This is a genomic window from Psychrobacter sp. DWR1-2-3, from assembly GCF_049896465.1.
Lineage (GTDB): Bacteria > Pseudomonadota > Gammaproteobacteria > Pseudomonadales > Moraxellaceae > Psychrobacter > Psychrobacter maritimus.
Map to the genome: position 1 here is coordinate 18,306 of NZ_JAFCUJ010000005.1, position 19,213 is coordinate 37,518.

Here is a 19,213-nt window from a genome sequence, read left to right on the forward strand (position 1 = left end):
TAAAAAAGCCAATAGCAACTAATGTCGTCATGGGTTAAGTATTTAAAATAAATTTATATCGTTTATTTCTAAAATTTTTTCTTTATATGCTTCTTTGATAAACGCTTAAAGCGCTGTGTTTAAAGTATTGTGTTTAAATCAAAACAAAAATAGCGTTTTACTCATGCTCAGGCTGGGTCATTTTTAGCAAACGCTCACGTAATGATTTTTTATCGGATATATTAATGCCGGAAAAATCAGAAAGCCAAATACCATCAGCGACCAGACGCACCATGCATAGGGTTTCGGTATTGTCAGTTGGTTTATGCTTGTCTAACTGCGCATTTGACCACTCAGCCCACAGCTTGCGCAGCTCGCTGTCCGCCAGCATCAATACATATAAGGTTGCCTGATTATCAAACTCTTCCTGCCCTTTTTCGCCTAAGCTAATCGTGGCATTGATATAGGCACGGGTAAACGAACCATAACGCACTGGGTCTTTGGCCATCGCCGTATCGACCTCTGTTTCAAACTTTTTCATCGCGTCATGGAATACTTCCAAAATCAACGCATTCTTAGTGGTGAAATGATGCATCACCCCACCTTTGGTCACCCCAACCGCATCGGCGACAGCTTGAAAAGTGACTTTAGACAACCCTTGCTCTAGCGTGATGCGTGCTGCCTGATCAAGCAGAGCACGACGAACGATTTCTGGCTGTTTTTTACGTTTATAAGCATTTTCTGTTTTCATTTTTATCTCGATGTTCATGCACCAAAGAGTTTGAGAATAAGTTTGTCGCCACTATTGCTACTATTGCCGCTATCTATACCACCAATAATTCTGACAATTTTGGCAATGCTAGTGATGGCAACTACCGCCATATAACCAGTCTTTACTAAATACCTCACGCCAAGCACCTAAAAATGATGACTCTTGCAAGCTCATCATAAGCTCTTAGCCATGATGCTAAGACGCAGATATGAGGTTTCTGCCTTAAAGAAGATAGGGATTATTTATTTATCCAAAGCTTAAAAAGCAGTTTTATAAGGATAAAGTTATCTACCTCATAAAAGAAACCACACGGTCGGTATTTTATAGAAATAATACAGTAATGTGAAGGGCTAGTATGTATCTGGGTTTTATAGAACATTATTCTAGAGAAAGTTGTGTTAAAAAATTCTATTTTAGAAGAGGCTGATTTAGACCACATTGGCTTAGATAAAGCTGCATGGTCTAAATAGGCAGAGAAATGAATGTTGAAGTTTTAAGTCAAGTAGACTGATGGAGATTATTAAGTATCAATATGGTGGCACTTGATAACAGCAAGCAAGGAAAATTTAGAACAGTCGCACATAGCTATAACGTAGCGCTTTTATTTTGAACTGACTGTGCTATCGACTCAGGTAAATTTTTAACGCCGATGCTTGCTGCATCGATAGCGCCCGCGATATAACCGGGAAACTGCGCTGACCACTCGCTACCAATACCGCTCAGACTGTTTGCCCAGATGCCAGATAGCGCTTTAGAGATAGGGGCTGTGGCATGCTGACCATCACTATTAGCATCGGTGGCGGTTGCCGTAAATGGCTCTTGCGCCCAGTCCTTAAGATATTCAGCCTGAGGTGATTCTGCTTGTGCCCCAAATAAACGCACCAGTTGCGCACGGCAATGCTGCTTTAATACGTCTGCAGAAACAGTTTGGCGTGCGGCTGCAGGTACGCCTATAAAACCAAATAATGCCCCATTACCATCTGCCACCGATGCATCATGAATCTCAACCATCGGTCCTTGTCCGCTGCGTGCCGAGCCTGATAATCCTTGTTGTTGCCAAAATGGACTGTCATAAACAGCGAGGTATTTGGCATGCGGCGCCATCCAAGTGGCCGTCCCTCGCCACTGAGTCGTAAGATTGGTCGGTAAAGCAGGCTCGAATATTATGCTTTCTTCTGCCAATCGAGGCGGTAGCGCAAGTAGTACGTGCTGCGCTTGCCACTGCTGTTTCTGAAAAACAGCCTCTTGCCCAGACTCAGTTTCGCTAGTGATTTCAATATAGTGCCCAGTATTATGCAGCTGACACACTTTTTGATTGGTCAAAATCCGCGTGGCATCTAAACGCTGATAGAGCGCGTCAATCAATGTCGCCATACCACCCTTAAGTCGCATAGACGGCGGCGCACTTTTATAGCTGTGCGTACGCATAGCAGGCTCATTAGGTGAGCGCTCAACCAACATATCGCCCTCTTCGAATTGCGCAAAACTCTCTAACTGCAACTCATCAATCAGACGCGCCAACTGCTGCTGATACTCTGGCCAAAACCATGATGGTCCCAAATCAAAGCCACTGGTGTTATCTGTTATTTGTGCAGTATTTGGGTCAGTTGCCCGTGCTGTCACAATACGACCACCCAAGGTTGGACGCGCTTCTAACAGCACATAATCAACGCCTTTTTTCTCTAATAAATAAGCCGCATACAAACCACTTAAGCCACCACCGATAATCGCTACAGGTACTGTTTGCATATTATGCTCCTTCCACGTCAGCGCCGATGATGTGAGATAGATGACCAGTTTTAAGATAAACCGTAGCGCCGTACTCGCCTGCCTTTATTGGTGGCAGCGCACCTACTGGCAAGCGTATCCAACCACCGCGAGTATAAATTTGAGCGTTATCTATTATCCTTTCTTCTATTAATTCGACATCTATTAGCTCGCCGTCTATCAATTCACCGTCTAGTACCAGTATCTCTGCGCCGCCTTTGACAGCTTCAGTAAATAGCACTTCATTAGCATCTAAGCGTTGTAAGCTGACCTGCTCGCTGGCGTCTGAGAATAAATGACAGACATCACGATTGCCTTGTTTTTGCCAATTTTCCGCATCATTGGTATCGATGGCGACATAACGCGCCTCTGCTGCTGGCATTTGCCAAAGTTTGACAAAAATAACTGCCCCCTCTTTACTATACGGCTGATGACCAGAGTTTGGTGGATTGCGTAAGTACCAACCTGCTGGATAATCGATATTATCTGCCGAAAAAGTACCCGACAACACCAAAATCTCTTCGCCGCCCGGGTGCAAATGATGGGGGAAATAGGAGTCAGGGGCATAGCGCACGATACTGGTGGCACGGGCTTTTTCTGCGCCGACGCGGTCGAGCATCACGCGCTCGACGCCATTTTGCGGTGATGACACCCATTGATAGTGTTCGGGCGCTAATGAAGCACGGCAGGTAAAATCTGCATTGATAAGCATAGAATATTTTCCAAAGATAAGGTTTGATGCCGTCAATTATCCGCTGATTTACATCGGCTGACAAACGAGATAATATTCATCTCTCTAAAAGAAAATGTTTGCCACTATGAAGAAAGCCGTGCATTTAAACGCCCTACGTGCCTTGGAAGCAAGCGCCCGTCATCAAAGTTTTTCTGCGGCGGCAGACGAGCTAAACGTGACTCCTGCTGCCGTCGGTCAACTGGTACGTAGTTTGGAGGATGCAGTGGGATTGCCGCTGTTTTATCGCAAACCTAGCGGTAAATCGCGCTTAATCCCCACAAAAGCAGTCGAGTTGGCATTGCCTCATATTCGAGCAGGCTTAGACAGCTTGGCACAAGGATTGGCGCAGTTACAAGCAGGCTCAAATAGCGGCGTACTCACGGTGACGGTCAGCCCTGCCTTTGCCGCTAAATGGCTGTTACCGCGCATTGATCGATTCCAAAGCCTGCAACCAGATATCGATGTAAGGCTTGACACTAGCGCTAAATCAATCGACTTTGCCGTCCAAGACGTCGATATCGGCGTGCGCTATGGTGCTGGAGTTTGGGCAGGATTAGTTAGCGAAAAGCTGATGGAAGAAGAGATTTATCCGGTTTGCTCGCCGCAATTGTTACAAGGAAAAAACGCGCTTGATTTGACCCAAGAAATGCTTATCCATGACCGCTCCATGGATGGTTTTATCGGTTTTCCTTCGTGGGATGATTGGCTTGTACAAGCACGTTTAACCAATGCTGCGCTCAGCAAAGTAGATACCTCGCGAGGGATGCAAATCAATAACTCAGCAGCGGTGCTCCAAGCGGTCATCAATGGTCATGGGGTTGCGTTGGCGCGTAGTGTGATGGCACGTGATGACGTGGCTGCCGGACGCTTGGTACGATTATTTCCTGAAATTACCTTTAGCTCGCCACTGGCTTATTACGTCGTTTATCAAGCAGAATCTGCCCATATGGCAACGCTTAAAGCCTTTCGTGATTGGCTGTTTGCAGAAGTGTCGTCCACTCATGAGAGCAACTTTATTTAGGTATAGTCGGCTCAACATAAAAAATGAATAGCCGATTCAATTTAAAGGAAAATACTGCCTAAACTGACTCAGCGGTTTAGGCAAAGTTCAACATTTCTATCAGACTAAGGCTTGTCCTTATTCCCTGCCCAAATTCCCTACCCAATGATTCTTAGGCATTGACCAGCGTGATACAAAGTCAGTCCCAGCTCAGTAAAGCCAGACTTAATGCTTCCAAAAGAAACTTTTGCCTCTTCTAAAGTTTTAAATGGTAAGGGAATACTGTCTCTATTACCGGTCATTATATAATCGGCAAAGCACTTACCCATTAGTGTGCCTGTGGTAATGCCGCGACCGTTATAAGCCGTTGCGGTCAGCAAACCCTCAGCGGGCTCCATGACTCGAAAAATATGATCTTGCGTAAAGCCAAAGCTACCCGTCCATTCATACTGCCATTTAAATGCTGGCAAATCTGGATAATAGCTTTTTTGCACCGCATTGGCCCATGATTGATAAAAGGATTTTGGTTTAAGCTGTGTACCACCCACCGTTCCCAATAATAGGCGATCATCGTCATCACGGCGAAAGCTAGACAAGGCCAAGCGTGTATCCCATGCCCCTGTTTTGTATGGCAAAATACGATCTGCCGCCTCTCCGCTGAGCGGCTCAGATGCAATCTGATAATAATAAACCAGATAAAAGGTCTTTTTAATTTCTGTCCACTCGCCTTCGGTATAAGCGTTGGTCGCAATAATGACGCGCTCAGATTTCACGCGCGCTTTAGAAGTCCTTGCATACCAATAGCCATCCACCTTTTCTAAGGCTTCAACAGCGGAATGCTCATAGATGGTAACGCCAAGATCTTTTGCCACTTTGGCCAGCCCTCTGACATAAGCCAAGGGATTGATGGTACCAGCACGGTGATCGAGTAGTGCCTTATTGATATTTTTAGTACCACAATACTCATGGCATTTACTGCCGGTTAACACTTCAACATTCGCACCGCGGCGGCTAAGCTGCTCGTACCTAATATCGACATCGACTTCACCTTTAGCGTTATGTGCCATGTGGATATTACCGGCTTGAGTGGCTTGGGCGTCGATATTATAACGTTTGATTAAGTCAAATACTAAGCTTGGCGCTTGTCCGAGGGCCTCAGTTAAACGCTCACCTGCCGCTTCGCCTAGCGCAATATTCAAATCATCAGGGCGCGCCCAAGTACCTGCATTGACGAGCCCTACGCTTTTACCGGAGCCACCACTGCCTATCGTATGGCTCTCAAGTAAGATAACTTTGACGCCTTTTTCTGCCAAATGAATCGCCGCCGATAACCCTGTATAACCGCCACCTATGATGCAGATAGTCGCTTCAGTATCGCTATTCATCTGGCTGTAGGTATCAATAATAGGTGCGGTCATATTCCACAAACATTGCTCTTGCAACATCTTATATTCCTTCTAAATTACACGTTGTCTACAGTGGAGAGCGTGCTTATGTCGTTATTTACAGTAGGTTCTTCACGGGGAATGAATTTATCTAAGAATACCCATAGCAAGCCAAATAGCGGCGATAACCAGCAGGCAAAAGCAAATGGCGCATAAGTAAGCGTTGCAATACCTAAGGTTGCCGCGACGAAACTACCACCCATGTTCCAAGGAATCAGGGGAGATAACAGGGTGCCGGTATCTTCAATAGAGCGGGTAAGCGTTGTGCGCTTGTAACCCATTTCTTGATATTTGTCTTTGAGTAGACGACCTGGCAATACCAGTGTGGTATAGACGTCACCGATGAGCGTACCGACACCAAGTGTGCTGGCATACGTGGTAATTACCAAACCAAATCTTGATTTCACCATCTTATTGATTTTTGCCATGATGGCTTTGAGCGTACCGTAATGCTCAATTGAGCCGACGAAAGCTAAAGCAAATATGGTCAAGGTCACAACCCATGTCATCGACATGATGCCGCCTTTAGACAGCAGTTGGTCGACGACAGCAAAGCCTGTTTCACTGACAAAGCCATTTTGTAAGACAGTAAAAATGTCGTGCACACCCACGCCTTGCATAAAGAACGCGACTAAGCCTGCAACCACCACACCTGATAATACCGTTGGAATGGCAGGCATTTTCATTACTGCCGCAATGACAACGACCACAGCCGGTAATAAAGTAATGATGCTCAAGTTATAGTTGGCGGCTAGTGAGGCTTGAATGTCTCTGATTGAAGATAAATCGACATTTTCTGCGCCGTAACCCATCCCAATCCAAGCATAGATAATCAATGCAGTCACCATGGCAGGTACGGTGGTTGGCAACATACCGCGGATGTGCTCCCAAAGGTCAATACCGGCAGCGGCTGGGGTTAAGTTGGTGGTGTCAGATAAAGGGGACATTTTGTCGCCGAAAAAAGCACCGGAAACAATGGCGCCGCCTGTTAGTGACGGCGGAATGCCCAAGCCTAGCCCAATACCCATCATGGCAAGACCGACCGTACCAACCGTGCCCCAAGAGGTACCGGTTGCAACAGAAATAATGGCGCAAATTAGACAGACAGAGACTAGGAATGATGAAGGAGAAAAAACGCTAAAACCGTAGTATAAAATCGTGGGAACCGTACCAGCGATAATCCAAGCACCGATGAGCATACCAACGCCCATCAAGATAATCATGGCCGGCAGACCAATTTTGACAACCTTTAAAAAGCGTTGTTCCATGCCATCCCAGTCACGGCCACGCAGCTTCATAAACAAGCCGGTGATTAAAATACCGCAAGCCAAGGGAATGTGAGGGGTAAAATCTTTGAATACAAAAAACTGAACCATCAGAATAATGGCAGTCAACACCAGAGGTGCAATATCTAATAAAAAACTAGAAGACGGGCCATAGCCATCTTTAGCTTCGTCATAAGGTTTATCATCCATCATAAGATACCTACCTTCCTTAGTAGTGGATACTGCTGTCATGGATATAACAGTAGTGGAAACAACCAATCCATGGCTGCTGATAATGCTGAAAAAAGTGCGAAAAAGGTTACGGCAAAGGGAGTAAAAAGCCTGTTTTTGAAATCATGAATGGTTATTCATCACTTCCGCAGGCTTTCATACTAAAACAATAAATACTTAATAATTGGCGACCAAAATAGCTAATAACTGGCTTGCTAAATAGGCGCTGAGCCTACTTAACAAGCATCACGTCACATCACATCACATTGTTATTAGCCAAAGTTGATGCCTTGCGCCAGTGGCAGCTCGGTTGAGTAGTTGACCGTATTGGTCTGACGACGCATATAAGCTTTCCATGCGTCTGAACCTGATTCACGACCACCGCCGGTTTCTTTTTCGCCGCCGAATGCACCACCAATCTCAGCACCGCTGGTGCCGATATTGACGTTAGCGATACCGCAATCACTACCGCGGTCGCTGAGGAAAGTTTCAGCTTCACGTAAGTCATTGGTAAAGATACAAGATGACAGCCCTTGTGGCACATCGTTTTGCATCGCTAGCGCATCGTCAAATTCTTTATAAGGCATGACATATAAAATCGGTGCAAACGTCTCACTACGTGCCACGTCATTTTGCTCATCAAGCTCAACAATCGCAGGGGTCACATAATAAGCATCGGGGAATTTATCCATTAGTACACGTTCGCCGCCTGTGACTTTACCGCCAGTATTGCGGGCTTTTTCTAACGCCGCTTGCATATTATTAAAGCTGTCTTCATCAATCAGTGGTCCGACCAAATTGCCTTCAAGCGGATGGCCGATGCTCACCGTCTCGTATGCAGACTTAACGCGCGGTAAGATATCGTCTTTGACCGACTCATGAACGAACAGACGGCGTAAGGTGGTGCAGCGCTGACCTGCCGTTCCTACTGCTGAGAATAGAATACCTCGTAGCGCCAAATCCAAATCGGCAGTGGGTGCCAAAATCATGGCGTTATTACCACCGAGCTCAAGCAAGCATTTACCAAAACGCTCAGCGACTTTTGGCCCGACTTCTCGGCCCATGCGCGTACTGCCGGTGGCACTGACTAAAGCGATGTCTTTGTTTTCAACCAACGCATTACCGATATCGGTTTTGCCCAATATAATTTGCGATAAATGTGCTGGTGCTTCACCAAATTTTGCCAAGGCTTTTTCAAATAACGCTTGGCATGCTAAGGCGACAAGTGGGGTTTTTTCTGAAGGTTTCCAGATGACAGGGTTGCCACAAACGATGGCCAGTGCCGTATTCCAAGACCAAACGGCAACGGGGAAGTTAAAGGCCGAGATGACGCCGATGACGCCAAGTGGATGCCATGTCTCACGCATGTGGTGACCTGGGCGTTCTGAGGCGATAGTTAGACCATAAAGCTGACGCGATACGCCCACGGCAAAGTCACAAATATCAATCATTTCTTGGACTTCGCCAAGACCTTCTTCTTTAATTTTTCCGGCTTCTAGCGATACTAAGATACCTAAATCTTCTTTGTGCTCACGCAGGACTTCACCCAACAGACGAATCAACTCACCACGTTTAGGGGCAGGAACGACACGCCATTCTTGAAAGGCTTGTTTGGCATTTTGGATTTTAGTATCGACGTCGGCCACTGTATCTAACGTAACTTTACCGATGACTGAGCCATCAATTGGGGTGGTGACTTCAAAGTCGCCATTTTGATAGTGTGCTTCTTCTACGCCCATTGCAGACATATATTGCTTAATCATAATCAATCCCTTGCATATTGGTATAATGGTTTACTACGTCCTTGACTGACTTATAAAATTACCCTGCTACCTACTAAGTTGCAAAATAATAAATTTCTTGCAGTCATTCCTTTTTGGAATGATGTGCTAATAAGTCGGCTATAAGCTGGCTATTTTTAGCCTAAATTTTACTAAATACTGACGCTGGACAGGCACTGCTCAAGGCTTTGCGCCTGCATCGCTTCATACAATGCCATCTCATCGTAAATGACTGCCCCCAAATCACGTTCAAACTCTTGTTGGCTTGAGTAACCGTCATATTGGCTTGGCTGCGCCTGTTGCAGATTCGATTGAAAGATACCAGCGGCACTGACAGGCAAAAAGTCCTCATAAACGATGGGTTCAATGCGAAGCACTTCATCATTAATCAGAGCAGTCAGCTTAGCATTAGGCAGTTTATTCAAATCATCAGTGCTTAAGGTCGCGGCCAACAACGCTTGACCGTCTTCAGAATCAAGGGTGCTATCCGTCAACTGGTAATAAAAATACGCCAGCCCCTCATCGTGTAGAGTTTGATAATCATCAGGGAAAGCGGTAAATATCTCAGTCAAAATTTGATTGTATTGAGCCGCATTGTCCTCATTTGGGGTAGCACCAAGCTGGCGGCGAGCTGCGGCCAATAATTCATCATAAAGCACGCGGCCCTTTTGCGTTAACGCCACACCGCGTTGCTCAATCTCTCCAAAGCGCGCGGTATGATGCCCTTGCTCGTACTCTTCATGGCTAGCGTCTGAATTATTAGCAACTTTAAAGCCAACCGCTTCTTGTAGCGCCTTAAAACTGGTTTGCCTTAATAAGATAGGACACGCTCTACGCGGTGGCCCTTCGATGATGGCTTTTGAGGGTATGCCGCGGGCTTGCATGCCTTGTTGTACGGCATCAATATCCAAGGTTCTAGGCGTTAAATGATTGATATGCGGACCCTTAAAGCCAACCACATCAGCGACCAGCGGATGCTGATTTAATAGACGCTGATAGAGCGCTTTTGCCACCGGCGTTTTATCATGCCAACGAAATGTCTCTAGCGCTTCTTGGACAAATTGCTCTGCTTGCTCAGTAGTCAAGCCACCTTGCGCCTCAAAAATCTCAATGAGCTCAATAACGCCAGCAGTGAATATCTGACGCTGCGCCAGTGTGGCCGTGGCTTCTTGTTGTAAATTTTCATCGGCAATCAAATCTAAACGCAATAACGAGGTAAAGACGCGAAAGGGGCTTTTATGCAATGAATGCGAGTCAAGTGCGCGAAAAGCTGTTGAATGTACCGGCACGCCAGCAGGCGCTAAATCGTAGTAGCCGACAGGGTGCATACCCATCACGGCAAAAAGACGGCGCATCATGCTCAGCTCTGCTGCGGTACCTAGCCTAATTGCCCCATGGCGCTCCATGCTTAGACGTTCAATCTCGCCCGTATGCAGCAGTTGTGATTTAATATCGGGATGTGAGGTTAATACTTCGGCATTGACATCACTGACCAAATCAACCAAGTCGCCGTATAGCGGCACCTCATCTTGGTACATCGCTGACATGGCCATAGAGAAATGATGGCGGATATCATCGCTGCAGATAAAATCCTTATCTGGACTGACGCTACTATTTTTCACAAATAAACATCCTTGTAATAGAGTTAATAAATCTTTAGCTTAATAATAAGTATTTGATTTCGAGCATTTGCTTATGACGATGCACTATCAATCCTAAGCACTCCTAAACATTAAGCGGCAGGCAATCCATCAGGAAGCGCGATAAGCACCTCTTTTAGAATATCCAACCCTTCTTTTAGGGTGTCAGGCTCTATGGTAAGTGGTGGCAATAAGCGAATGATATGGCGATGTTGCCCACTTGGCATGAGCAATAGACCACGCTCGCGGGCTTTGGTTAATACTTGCGCCATCACACTTGGATGCACATCATGCTCAGGATGGCGCAGCTCGATACCACGCATCGCACCGATACCAGTAAGTCCAAATAACCAAGGCGAGATACCTTCTTGCTGCCATTGGCTGATGGTCGTCTCAATCGTCTGGGCATAATGCTTGGCTGACTGCCAAACGTCATCGGCTTGCATGATATCGAGCGTGGCATTGGCAGCGGCGCAAGCAACTGGATTGCCAGAATAAGTACCGCCCAAACTGCCTTTAGGCAAACCATTGACCACATTAGCCTTGCCGATGACTGCGCCTAAAGGCAAGCCACCTGCAATACTTTTGCCAAGTAAAATAAGGTCAGGCTCAATCCCTAAATGAGTAAAAGCAAACGGCGTACCCGTACGACCATAACCAGATTGAATTTCGTCCATGATAAGTAACATGCCGTGCTCATCACAAAACTTACGTAGATATTGCGCAAAGGTGGGCGACAACAACTGAAAGCCGCCTTCCCCTTGTACGGGTTCGACGATAATGGCACCGATATTATCGATATCGGTTTCTACCATAAATAAACGCTGGAGCGCGTCAATCGCTTGCTCGTCTCCGATATTGTTATCAGGACTGGGGAAAGGAATGTGATAAACGCCGCTGGCCAAGGCACCAAGCCCGCGCTTATACGGGGCGACCTTACCATTGAGATTGACCGCAGCCAGTGTGCGCCCATGAAAGCCACCATCAAATGCAATGACGCCTGTGCGACCCGTCTTCATGCGTGCTATCTTTATAGCGTTTTCAGTTGCTTCTGCACCGCAGTTGGTGAGCATTCCTGCCAGATCGCCGCTGATAGGTACAAGCTCACATAATCGCGGCATAAAGCTTTGATACGGCTGATGCGCTGCCGCATTGTAGGCATAGTGAATCAGCGACTGGGCTTGCTGGATGATGGCGTCAACGATGTGAGGATTGCAGTGACCAAAGTTTAAAACGCCGATACCGCCGACAAAATCGATATAGCTGCGGTCATTGTCGTCCCAAACTCTGGCATTTTTGCCTTTGACGAGCGTGAGCGGATGCACCATCGTAAAGGCATCGGTCACATTATAAAGCTTGTCCATGATGAATCTCTATCTCTTCCTTGAGTTAGACTCATTTCAACAAAACATCATTCCGGCAGCAAACGAATAATAGTTGTGGTGGCATTCCTTTTTGTCATTACCAGTAAATTAGCTTCCTAAACGAATCTTTTAAAAACAAAAAAACTGCGTATCAAGGCAGTTTTTTTGTTTAGCTTGTTAAATTCTCAAAGCAAACAACTTTGTAGGATAAAAACCACAAGACCAGTGCTATAAAAAATACTTTAGGTTATAAATAAACGTAAGTGACATTATAAAACCAACCCTAACGCCTTTTCACGTTCATCTAAGATTGCTAAATAAGCCGTAATCCATTCTAAAACCGCTTTGACCTTATGCGATTGCCCTGAAGAGACAGGATAAGTCACATAGTAGCTGCCGCGACCCTTTGCCGCATAATCCCACGCCATCACTAAAGCGCCTGATTGTAGCTCGGGCTCAACCAAACGTAACGGCACTAAGGCTATACCATAACCCAGTAAGGCGGCAGAAATGCAGGCATGAAAAGTCTCAAAACGTGGACCTACAAAGGTGCCATCGACGCTGATATCTTGTTGCTTAAAATACTCATACCACGCACTTAAGCGCGAGCTTATTTGCAATAACACATAGTCATCCAAACACTCCCTACTTGTCAAACACTCAGTACTCAGTGTTTTATCTCGCAAATACTGCGGCTGACAGACCGCAACGCAGTATTCATCGAACAGTTTTATAGACTCCATATTGCTCCACATGCCATCACCATACAAAAAAGCAATATCGACATTTTGGTCTTCAGAAAAAAATGGCCCCGCCAGCTCTTTAATATCCAAGTTAATAAGGGGATATTCTTGACTAAAGCCACTGAGTGCTGGAATCAACCAACGGGCGCAAAATGTGGGATGCGAGACGATTTTTAGCAGCTCGGTATTACTGCTATGCGACATCAAATTGGTGGTCGCCACCTCGATATGTTTTAAAATCTCTAATACTTCAAGATAATATGACTTACCAGCAGGGGTCAATGAAATCCGGTGCGGCGTCCGATAAAACAAAGACAGGTTTAGCATCTCCTCCAACTGCGCCACTTGCTTACTGATGGCGCTTTGGGTCATGTGCATCTCTTGCGCGGCATTGGTAAAACTCAAATGACGAGCAGCGGTCTCAAAACATTGCAGCGCCGTCGTTGAAGGATATCGTCTAAAGGCTAATGGTTTATTGGTGTCGGTTTTCATAGATTGCTTTTCTTTTATCCCATCTTAGTAAAATATCAATGATTATTTAAAATCACGTTATCAGGCATTCTTAGCCTATGGCGTCATCATACCTATATTCAAGCGTAAATAGCGATACCTCACTATAAACACTATGTAACTGACACTGATGCCATCATCGGATTTACTTAACCATTCAACCAGTTACTCGGTCGCCAATTTTAAAGACTCTCCTACAAAAACACTGTCGATTCCTGATAAAATAGTAGGGTCTGATGATAGGCTCTGACATACCGCAACTGATTTGCTATCTTGCCCTCCTCTTTTTCATCATTACGACCTATGCCGCCATGTATTTCCGACATCACGCTTAAACTCATGAATTATTTTTCAGCTAATTTGCACTATTAGCGCCTTCTTTATTTGTATTGGATCATATGAAACATAACCTTGAGGTGAGCGCAAATGCTCGCCGAACTCAGTATTTCCAAGTATTCTTAATGGGCGTCAGCGCCTTTATTATGAATACTACCGAATTTGTCCCCGTTGCCCTATTAAGTGACATCGCCCAAGATTTTTCCATCACTACGGCTGAGACTGGCTGGATGTTGACGCTGTATGCGTGGATTGTCGCGGCCATGTCATTACCATTGATGCTGCTTACCAGCCGCTTTGAGCGTAAAAGCTTACTTTTGGGCTTGTTTGTGGTATTTATTGCCAGTCATGTATTGTCCGTATTTGCTTGGAGCTTTGATGTATTGCTGATTAGCCGTGTTGGTATTGCGCTATCACACGCGATATTTTGGTCAATCACCGCAGCGATTGCGATACGCGTAGCACCAGAAGGCAAAAAAGCACTGGCACTTAGTGTACTTGCGACCGGTACTTCATTGGCGATGGTGCTTGGCGTGCCACTAGGGCGCTTAGTTGGTCAATGGTTTGGCTGGCGGGCGACCTTTGGCGGTATTGGCGTGATTGCTTTTATCGTCTTTATCTTGCAAGCAAGGCTATTGCCAACGCTGCCCAGTATGTTTGAAGGTTCGTTTAGAAAAATTCCAGAATTGCTTAAAAATCCCTTATTGGTCTGTTTGTATCTACTCATTTTACTGGTCTTTACCGCTCACTATACCGCTTATTCTTATATCGAACCCTTTATGCGACAGGTTGGCGCCATCAGTGAAAACGCCGCGACGGTTGTCTTGCTATTATTTGGGGTGGCAGGGATTGCAGGCAGTGTGATATTCAGTCGCTGGGGTGATCGTTTTAATACCAGATTGATGCTGATATCGATCATATTAATGCTGATATCTATGCTGGTGCTATTGTTTGCCGTGACCTCTATCTGGGCGCTGAGTTTCATTGCGTTACTGTGGGGCGCGGCGCTGATGCTGCTGATTATCTCTATGCAAGCCAAAGTCATCATGGTCGATGTCACGGCGCAAGACATGCTGATGTCGATGTTCTCAGGGATTATTAATTTAGGAATTGGCGCCGGTGCGCTGTTTGGTGGTTATGCGGTGACGCATATTTCAATATCAAGCGTCGGCTATGTTGGTGCCGCTATCGCCAGTGTGTCACTGCTACTGATGTTATTTATGATAAAGCGCTTTCCTGAATTAAGCAGAAGACTTGGTTAGCTAAGGGCAGATTAACCAAAGTTCATTCAACGCACAAAAAAATGCCAGCCAATTAAATGGGCTGGCATTTTGCTGTTTGCTTTATTAAAAAATTAAGCCGCTTATTTAAAAATCCACCTTACCGCGTAACGCTTTGGTCTTACCGCGCTGGGTTTTTTTATCAACACGTTTACGTTTGGCATTTCTACTCGGTTTGGTCGGCCTGCGGGTTTTATTGACATGAGTGGCTTGAATAATAAAGCTTTGCAGCCGCTCAAGCGCATCAATTCGATTACGTTCTTGGGTACGAAACTGCTGCGCTTTAATAATAAGTACGCCTTCTTTGGTGATTCGGCTGTCTTTACTGTCCAATAAGCGCTGCTTGATCACATCGCTTAAGCTTGAAGCGGGAATATCAAAACGCAGATGAATCGCAGAAGAGACTTTATTGACGTTTTGCCCGCCTGCCCCTTGCGCACGTATAGCGCTAATGTCTACTTCGCTGTCATTCAGACTGATATTATTGCTGATAAAAATCATAAAATACTTTTATAAATGATTAATAGATAAGCTTAATGATAAAGCATTCGCAGTTGACACGCCACTTGCCCGCTTAATGGCGGCCAAAACGCCGTATTTCTTAACCTCTATAATCTGCAATTTATCGGGTAAACCTTATAAATGTTATCGTTTGACGTTGCTGTGTCTATCCTCTGTCTATAAAGCGTAAGCCTGCGCAGGGTTTTGATTTTAAGGTGGTAGGATGACATTAAGCAGTTACGATATTAAAAGAACACAGTATCAAATAGACACGGTATTGTTGAATCAAAGCGTTAACAAGCCGATTTTAGTCAAAGGAATAAGCGTTGTATGACGACCAATAATAAGAAATCTAATCATAAAAAATCTAACACTTCTCTCAAAAATCACAACCTTACCGCTGCACAAAGCATTCAGGTCAGGGGCGCGCGGGTGCACAATCTCAAAAATGTCGATGTAGATTTACCGCGTAATACGTTGGTCGTTTTTACCGGTATATCAGGCTCAGGCAAATCGTCACTGGCATTTGGTACTTTGTTTGCTGAGTCGCAACGCCGCTACCTTGATTCGGTATCGCCTTATGCACGGCGCTTGATTGACCAAGTTGGCGAGCCTGATGTCGATTCGATAGAAGGCTTACCGCCCGCCGTCGCCCTGCAACAGCAGCGCGGTACGCCGTCGGTACGTTCATCGGTTGGTAGCGTGACGACGATTTCAAATGGTCTGCGTATGCTGTACTCGCGAGCGGGCGAATATCCTGCTGGGCAAGACATGTTGTATGCCGATGCCTTTTCGCCAAATACGCCAGAAGGTGCCTGCCCTACTTGCTCAGGTATTGGTCGCGTGTTTGAGGTCACAGAAGATTTGCTCGTGCCTGACAAGACGAAAACCATTCGAGAACGCGCCATTGCTGCTTGGCCACCGGCATGGCAAGGGCAAAATCTGAGCCGGATATTGACCACACTGGGCTACGATATTGACAAACCTTGGAACACCTTACCCAAGGAAACCCGCGATTGGATTTTATTTACCAATGAAACCCCAGAAGTGCCGGTTTACCCAGAATACAATCTCGAGCAAGTACGCGAGGCGATTAAAAAAGGTGAAAAACCCAATTATAAAGGCACTTTTACCAGTGCAAAAAATTTCGTCTTACATTCTTTTGCTACGACCCAAAGTCCACGTACCAAAAAACGCGTGGCGCAGTTCATGCAAATTTCAGAATGCCCAAGCTGCCATGGCAAAAAGTTAAAACAAGAATCGCTGTCGGTTAAATTTGCAGGGCTTGATATTGGCGAGTTGTCACAATTAACCTTGACTGAACTGGCGCTAAAACTTCAAGATGCTGCCAATAAAAAACTCAGCGATGATATGCCCGACCGTGAAAAAGCCATTGTTGCCAAGCGTATTACCAGCGATATTTTATCGCGTGTAGAAGCGTTAACCAGACTTGGGCTAGGTTACTTATCACTTGAACGCACCACACCTACCTTATCGCCCGGTGAGCTACAGCGCCTAAGACTTGGCACTCAAATTCGCTCTAAACTATTTGGCGTGGTTTATGTACTCGATGAACCGTCCGCTGGCCTGCATCCTGCCGATACTCAGGCGCTATTAGGCGCTCTAGATGAACTGGTAGCCGCGGGTAATTCATTATTCATTGTCGAGCATGATGTCAGCGTCATTCGCCACGCCGATTGGATAGTCGATGTCGGACCAAAAGCGGGCAGTCACGGCGGTGAAATCATCTATAGCGGCCCTGTCGCAGGCTTGCAAGATATCTCTGATTCTTATACTGGACAATATCTTTTTAATGGGGATTCCAAAAATAAAAAATCAAAAACCCAGCAACCAAAAGCCCAGCAATTAACAAGCCAGCAATTAACAAGCCAGCAGTCAAGACAACCTAATCATTGGCTAAAACTTGCCAATATCGAGCGTAATAATCTACAAGGGTTAGATGCGGCATTTCCTTTAGGGGTATTAACCACAGTGACGGGTGTTTCAGGTTCGGGAAAATCGAGTTTGGTCAGTCAAGCGTTGGTTGAACTGGTCTACAATGCGCTAGGGCAAAAAACCTTGATTGAAGCACCCACCGATGAAGCGGCTTTACTGGAGCAAGAACAAGAAACGCCAATAGGCGGAGAGATAGTCAGTGGTATGGAGCACATCAAGCGCTTAGTCACCGTTGACCAAAAAGCCATCGGGCGCACACCGCGCTCAAATCTGGCCACTTATACTGGACTGTTTGACCATGTGCGCAAGTTATTTGCCGCCACTAAAGAAGCAAAAGCAAGGCACTATGATGCTGGACGTTTTTCATTTAACGTTAAAAAAGGCCGTTGCCCAAATTGTGAAGGCGTCGGTTTTGTCAGTGTTGAGCTGCTATTTCTGCCAAGTGTTTACTCGCCTTGCCAAGTGTGCCATGGTCAGCGCTACAATGACGAAACCTTAGAAATTACTTATCAAGGTAAAAACATCGCTGAAGTACTTGATTTAACGGTCGAATCGGCTTCTGAATTTTTCATTGATGATGCCCCAATAATGCGCGCCTTAGACGCCTTGCTAAAAGTTGGGCTTGGCTACCTAAGACTTGGGCAACCAGCGACCGAGTTGTCTGGTGGCGAAGCACAGCGCATCAAACTTGCTACCGAACTGCAGCGTACCCAGCGCGGCGATACGCTGTATGTGCTCGATGAACCAACGACTGGCTTACATCCTTCTGATGTCGCGCTGCTGATGGCACAGTTAAATGGGCTGGTCGCAACCGGTAATACAGTGATTATGGTTGAGCATGATATGCAAGTCGCGAGCAACAGCGATTGGATTATCGATATGGGTCCGGGTGCTGGCGATGAAGGGGGTCTTATTGTCGCCACGGGCACGCCTAAAGAGGTGGCGAAATCCAAAGAGAGTCGTACCGCGCCTTTTTTATTGACTTAGTATTGATATAGAATATAAAAATAACTTAATAAAAACATCAGTATAAAAAAACCGCATTACTATTAAAGTCATGCGGTTTTCTATTTTTAAACATCGGTTTTTTAAACATGCATTGCTAACTAAGCAAGCATACCGCCATCGACGACCACGGTTGCACCCGTGGTATAACTTGAGGCGTCAGAGACTAGGTACAATACCGTGCCTGCCATCTCGTCAGGATTAGCCACGCGCCCTAACGGTATCGCATGTAATGCCATCTTTAAGACTTTATCATTGGTGGTCAATGCCGAAGCAAACTTGGTATCGGTCAGACCCGGTAATAACGCATTAACGCGAATATTTAGTGGGCCACATTCTTTGGCGAAAGATTTTGTCATGCTAATCACTGCCGCTTTAGTAATTGAATAGATACCTTGCTTATCACCTGCGACCAAGCCATTGACCGATGCGGTGTTTAAAATCACTCCGCCGCCCTGCTCACGCATCATCTTACCAGCAGCTGTCGACATAAAGAAATAACCGCGAATGTTAACTTCGACTGTTTTATCAAAAGCCGCTAAATCCGTATCTAAAATATGACCATAATAAGGGTTGGCAGCGGCGTTATTGACTAAAATATCGATTTGACCAAATTCGCTTTTGATGTGCTCAAAAATCGCCTCAATCTGATCCATATCTCCGACATGACAAGCAAAAGCGCTGGCTTTATGACCATCAGCGATGATGCTATCCGCGACCGCTTGGCAAGCATCAATCTTACGGCTAGAGACAATCACATGCGCGCCTCTAGATGCCAATAGACGAGCGATAGACTCACCAATACCGCGGCTCGCACCCGTCACTAAAGCAATCTTACCCGTTAAATCAAATAAGTCTTTCATCATTATTCCTTATATTTTACATATATTATTTATACATTTTTA

General features: G+C 45.6%; 14 protein-coding genes. 3 read left to right on the forward strand and 11 right to left on the reverse strand.

The genetic code is table 11. The features are described 5' to 3' along the window. Positions 1-157: 157 nt before the first annotated feature. The 3 genes from ACP7AA_RS09645 to ACP7AA_RS09655 form a co-directional block, all read right to left on the reverse strand. Positions 158-730: a TetR/AcrR family transcriptional regulator gene (locus ACP7AA_RS09645; protein ID WP_201565322.1), complete on the reverse strand. Its 573-nt coding sequence runs from the start codon at positions 728-730 to the stop codon at positions 158-160. A gap of 606 nt (positions 731-1,336) precedes the next feature. Continuing rightward, positions 1,337-2,500, reverse strand: coding sequence for a flavin monoamine oxidase family protein (locus tag ACP7AA_RS09650; protein ID WP_426223427.1), 1,164 nt, complete (start codon positions 2,498-2,500; stop codon positions 1,337-1,339). A gap of 1 nt (position 2,501) precedes the next feature. Continuing rightward, entirely contained in the window at positions 2,502-3,230 is a 729-nt protein-coding gene (locus tag ACP7AA_RS09655) for a cupin domain-containing protein (protein ID WP_426223428.1), read from the reverse strand. Positions 3,231-3,336: 106 nt separating this feature from the next. On the opposite strand from ACP7AA_RS09655, the gene ACP7AA_RS09660 reads away from it, so the two are divergent. Then, positions 3,337-4,272, forward strand: a complete 936-nt coding sequence (locus ACP7AA_RS09660; protein WP_426223429.1) for a LysR substrate-binding domain-containing protein — start codon at positions 3,337-3,339, stop codon at positions 4,270-4,272. Positions 4,273-4,409: 137 nt separating this feature from the next. Here the strand turns inward: ACP7AA_RS09660 and ACP7AA_RS09665 are convergent, their stop codons facing one another. The 6 genes from ACP7AA_RS09665 to ACP7AA_RS09690 form a co-directional block, all read right to left on the reverse strand. Beyond that, on the reverse strand, positions 4,410-5,696 hold the full coding sequence (locus ACP7AA_RS09665; protein WP_201543901.1) for an L-pipecolate oxidase: 1,287 nt from the start codon (positions 5,694-5,696) through the stop codon (positions 4,410-4,412). 17 nt (positions 5,697-5,713) lie between these two features. After that, positions 5,714-7,174, reverse strand: coding sequence for a Na+/H+ antiporter NhaC (gene nhaC, locus ACP7AA_RS09670; RefSeq protein ID WP_426223430.1), 1,461 nt, complete (start codon positions 7,172-7,174; stop codon positions 5,714-5,716). Positions 7,175-7,464: 290 nt separating this feature from the next. Continuing rightward, a complete protein-coding gene (locus ACP7AA_RS09675) occupies positions 7,465-8,955 on the reverse strand; it encodes an L-piperidine-6-carboxylate dehydrogenase (RefSeq protein ID WP_201565327.1) in 1,491 nt (496 codons plus the stop codon). A 170-nt stretch (positions 8,956-9,125) separates the two neighbouring features. Continuing rightward, positions 9,126-10,526, reverse strand: coding sequence for a 2-oxoadipate dioxygenase/decarboxylase HglS (gene hglS, locus ACP7AA_RS09680; RefSeq protein ID WP_426223525.1), 1,401 nt, complete (start codon positions 10,524-10,526; stop codon positions 9,126-9,128). Positions 10,527-10,705: 179 nt separating this feature from the next. Beyond that, the gene (locus tag ACP7AA_RS09685; protein ID WP_426223431.1) at positions 10,706-11,977 is read right to left on the reverse strand and encodes a 2-aminoadipate transaminase; all 1,272 of its coding nucleotides are present in this window, start codon (positions 11,975-11,977) and stop codon (positions 10,706-10,708) included. Positions 11,978-12,246: 269 nt separating this feature from the next. Next, positions 12,247-13,212: a LysR substrate-binding domain-containing protein gene (locus tag ACP7AA_RS09690; RefSeq protein ID WP_426223432.1), complete on the reverse strand. Its 966-nt coding sequence runs from the start codon at positions 13,210-13,212 to the stop codon at positions 12,247-12,249. Positions 13,213-13,628: 416 nt separating this feature from the next. On the opposite strand from ACP7AA_RS09690, the gene ACP7AA_RS09695 reads away from it, so the two are divergent. After that, positions 13,629-14,828: a sugar transporter gene (locus ACP7AA_RS09695; protein ID WP_201565330.1), complete on the forward strand. Its 1,200-nt coding sequence runs from the start codon at positions 13,629-13,631 to the stop codon at positions 14,826-14,828. Between the two features lie 105 nt (positions 14,829-14,933). On the opposite strand, the gene arfB is transcribed toward ACP7AA_RS09695, so the two are convergent. Continuing rightward, complete coding sequence (arfB, locus tag ACP7AA_RS09700; RefSeq protein ID WP_426223433.1) at positions 14,934-15,347, reverse strand: alternative ribosome rescue aminoacyl-tRNA hydrolase ArfB; 414 nt, start codon at positions 15,345-15,347, stop codon at positions 14,934-14,936. A gap of 330 nt (positions 15,348-15,677) precedes the next feature. On the opposite strand from arfB, the gene uvrA reads away from it, so the two are divergent. Continuing rightward, positions 15,678-18,290 carry an excinuclease ABC subunit UvrA gene (gene uvrA / locus ACP7AA_RS09705; RefSeq protein ID WP_426223434.1) on the forward strand — a complete coding sequence of 871 codons (2,613 nt, stop codon included), beginning with the start codon at positions 15,678-15,680 and terminating at the stop codon, positions 18,288-18,290. Between the two features lie 119 nt (positions 18,291-18,409). Here the strand turns inward: uvrA and ACP7AA_RS09710 are convergent, their stop codons facing one another. Further along, positions 18,410-19,174, reverse strand: coding sequence for an SDR family oxidoreductase (locus tag ACP7AA_RS09710; protein ID WP_426223435.1), 765 nt, complete (start codon positions 19,172-19,174; stop codon positions 18,410-18,412). Positions 19,175-19,213: the final 39 nt, after the last annotated feature.